The sequence below is a fragment of the Brevibacillus sp. SIMBA_040 genome (assembly GCF_046535075.1).
Taxonomy (GTDB): domain Bacteria; phylum Bacillota; class Bacilli; order Brevibacillales; family Brevibacillaceae; genus Brevibacillus.
This window is the reverse complement of sequence record NZ_JAWRXI010000090.1, coordinates 1-347: the sequence shown is the minus strand read 5'-3', so window position 1 is coordinate 347 and position 347 is coordinate 1. Positions and strand designations below refer to the sequence as shown.

The following is a 347-nucleotide window of genomic DNA, read 5'->3' as shown; positions in this document are numbered from 1 at the left end:
GTGGTCATAACGGGGCGGTCTTGAAAACCGTTAGAGTGCAAGCTCACGCGGGTTCGAATCCTGCTCCCTCCGCCATAACTTAATTCATCTACTGTTTTTGGCGGCGTAGCTCAGATGGCTAGAGCGTTCGGTTCATACCCGAAAGGTCGGGGGTTCGATCCCCTCCACCGCTACCATAGGGGCATAGTTTAACGGTAGAACGAAGGTCTCCAAAACCTTTGGTGTGGGTTCGATTCCTACTGCCCCTGCCAAAGTTACATTTTCATAAATCATGGCGGTCGTGGCGAAGGGGTTAACGCACCGGATTGTGGCTCCGGCACTCGTGGGTTCAAGTCCCATCGATCGCC

The 347-nt window shown here is 53.9% G+C and carries 3 tRNA genes; all 3 read left to right on the top strand.

The features are described from left to right. Positions 1-99: 99 nt before the first annotated feature. Positions 100-176 (top strand) — tRNA-Met (locus SB752_RS32100). 1 nt (position 177) lies between these two features. Beyond that, positions 178-251 (top strand) — tRNA-Trp (locus SB752_RS32095). A gap of 23 nt (positions 252-274) precedes the next feature. Beyond that, a tRNA-His gene (locus SB752_RS32090) sits at positions 275-347 on the top strand.